This is a genomic window from Gilliamella sp. B14448G11, assembly GCF_016101765.1.
In the GTDB taxonomy this organism is placed as follows: domain Bacteria; phylum Pseudomonadota; class Gammaproteobacteria; order Enterobacterales; family Orbaceae; genus Gilliamella; species Gilliamella apicola_N.
This window is the reverse complement of sequence record NZ_JACFPX010000035.1, coordinates 1-3,076: the sequence shown is the minus strand read 5'-3', so window position 1 is coordinate 3,076 and position 3,076 is coordinate 1. Positions and strand designations below refer to the sequence as shown.

2 protein-coding genes are annotated in these 3,076 nt (G+C 35.9%); both read right to left on the bottom strand.

The features are described from left to right. Nucleotides 1-811 (bottom strand): DUF6708 domain-containing protein (locus tag H3S88_RS13025; RefSeq protein ID WP_198229192.1); only part of this gene is annotated, 811 nt, incomplete at its 3' end. Nucleotides 812-824: 13 nt separating this feature from the next. Beyond that, nucleotides 825-3,076: hypothetical protein (locus H3S88_RS13020; RefSeq protein ID WP_198229194.1), on the bottom strand; the 2,252-nt coding region annotated here is incomplete at its 5' end.

Sequence of the window (3,076 nt, the reverse complement as noted above, 5' to 3'; positions counted from 1 at the left end):
CTAAATCATACTCCTGCTCTATTTTGGCAAGCTCTTCAAGTGATTCTGCCCGTGAGGCTTTATCAATACCCTCTGGCCAGTTAAACTCAGGCGCAAAGCAGTTAAATAATCGACCCAGCCAAAAGCGCCCCCTAATTTTGCCTTTGTAATTCATCCCTTCCATACCATTCATATAACACAATAACCAGCGCCATTCGCTTTTATGGACATAGTTGGCGTTATCCCATAAACTAAAGTAATCTATTAGGGTATCGGTTTGTCGGTCGATCACTGCCGCAAAAATCTCCTGCTGAAAGAAGCCGTGACGTGAAACCATTCCGTCAATTGATTGCCAGTCATAGACTTTTATAACAGGTTTATAAAGCTTTCTTATCTCCCTTAAGGGAAAATAATAAAGTCGTTTACTTAGCATTGGTTCATATACATAGACTTTACCGGTTTTACGGTTAAAACGTACCGGGTAGTCGGTAGGCCAAATAATAACTTTTGCTAATTGCATTAGAAATAAAAATAATGCAAGTAAAGAAAAGATAATCACACCCAAAGAAAAGGCTACATCACTATATATAGAATAAGGATTAATATCGAGAAAAAGCTGTATTCCAGCATAAAGAGCGAAAATAAATCCCCCACATCCAGTTAGTTTTACAATCATCTCTAACGTACGAGCAAATTGGCTACTGGTACGCCCTATTTCAATAAAGGTATTATTGCCAAAACGAAGATTGGTTAAGTCATCGTCTTTATCTATTGGTTTAAATTTTGCTAAGTCTTTAGGATAATGTTTATACCCTAATTTAAATTCTGCCATTATCTGTTCCTACTCAAATGTCAATGTAATCTTCTAATTCAATGGTAAATGGTGTTTCGCTGCCATTTTGCTCTTCAATAAAGCCTAGCACACTTATTTTTGTATCAATATTGTCATCAGCGACATAGACCACTGGACAGATGATCAATGAGCCTTGTTCATCAAGCTTATAGGTCACCAGCTGATTTTTTGCTGATAATTGACTTGTTTGGTTTGTAAAATCAACTTTCATCTCTAACGTTGAGAGCGAGCCAGCCGAACTATCACGAGAGGTCGTTGATTTAAAAGTCGTTCCTGTCAAGTTATGACCAATTAGCTCATTTTGACTGCTCTCTTTTTTTTCAACAATCAATGATCCATAATAGCGGATGCTGTCCGGTTTATAATTAGGTAAAATTACATTCAGATAAATATCATGCTTATCGCCATAATCAATAATTAACTTTTTTTGCGATTTTTTGGTTAGAAAAAGTTCGTAACCACGAGACGCACCATAAAAGCCATGAATAAGCTTTTTAATGCCGTCTTCGGTTAAAGGATAGGGAGATAAATTGCCCGTTAGCTGATTTAAACCAAAGTAGCAGCGGTCAAACCAACGCTCCATGGACGTTAATGAGGTCAGTTCGCTCATAAACGCACAAAATACCGATAATACAATACAGACAACCGATAATGCGATACCAATTCCAGTACTACCGAAGCCCATTGATACAAGCAAAAAAGCTCCAGATGCAAATTGCCATCTTCCTGAAGTTTTAAATCCTGCATTTATTTTGTTCAAACCAAAATAAATTTCTTTTATTCCTTCAAAGGCTCCCAAAGCTCTTGCCATGATCGTCATGTTTTTGATATAGCTAATTAGTAATTTCATTACGGTTTTTTGGGACAGTACTGCTGCTTTATTAGTAAGCGGTATCATTAGTTTATTACTAACATTACCCGCCATCTTTGCAAGCTTATCGGTCGAGTTAACAATAAACTGTAAAGTATTGAGCAAAATGGAAGCAAAACCTAATGCCAATCCACACTTTATTTCAAACTGCTGTTCTTCTGTTAAATTAGTTTTTTGCAGAGTTTTATTATTATCTAGCAATAATTTTGCTTGCCATGCTAATAAAAGGAATTCAAATAGAATTGAGGCACTACTTGCTGCATAAGCCACTCGTAATTTAGGATTGGAAGAATTATTAACTGGCGTATTACTTAGATGGGGTGAGGGTTCGTTAGCGGTAATAGAGGGTACGCTTTCTTTAATCACATTTCCCACCTCTTGGGCGCCTTCGGTCATAGTATTAGCATGAATTGTAATATCAATATGGTTATTGGTGATTTTATTTATTAGTGTTTTTACGGATGCAAATTGATTTTTTGTGGTATCTGAGGCATATCTTTGCAGGTAGGCTTTTAATTCATTAATACTCTCTTGTGTTCCTCGACCTTTAAATGTTGCGGTTATCAGTCCATCTTTACTGTCAATAATCTCAAAACCACTAAAATTGGAACCATGTTTGGTTTTGAGCTGAGCCTCAAGTTGCTTATATCGCTCTTCCGGTAAGGTTAGACGAAACTCATCGGTAATTAAATCAGGATTCACTGTTTTTGAGTCAGTATTATTTATGACAACATTATTATCAATTACCGTTGCCAGCTTATTCACATCATTGACAGCACGATTGCCTCTGTTAGTCCGTTTCACATAATCTTCAATATTTTTAAAACCATCATCATCACAAAATACTGTTAAGGTGATAGTGGTTTTTTTGGTGTCGTCAATGGTGGTTTGCGAAGTAATTGAAACATTTTTATTACTCTCCAAAGCACTTATTTTAACGGTGTTGATATTAAAGGTAATAGTTCTACTTTTAGCATTCGTGTGCCCTGCTTCTGATAACGCTTTTTGTACACCTTGTGCATTAGTGATTTTTTCCAATTGTTTACCAGAACTCTCAGGTTGAATTGCCTGTGATTGTGCTAAAGCCATAATCGGATTAATAAGGCAATGTTCAATTAACAAATTGTTGAGCTCGTTGCCTTTATCCACTAGTGATTTGATATCACCCTCTTTCCAAAAAGAAGGATTTTTTCCTGCAATGACTTTATGAAAATAAGTCTCATCACTGGATAAGAGTTCGTCCCATAATCCCATATCATAATAACTGTTACCTTGTGATCTAAATATTTGAATTGAATCATTTAATATATCATTATGGATATCTTGGTTATCATAATTGAACTCCTGCTCCCAAAATTTAACAGTATTAAAAC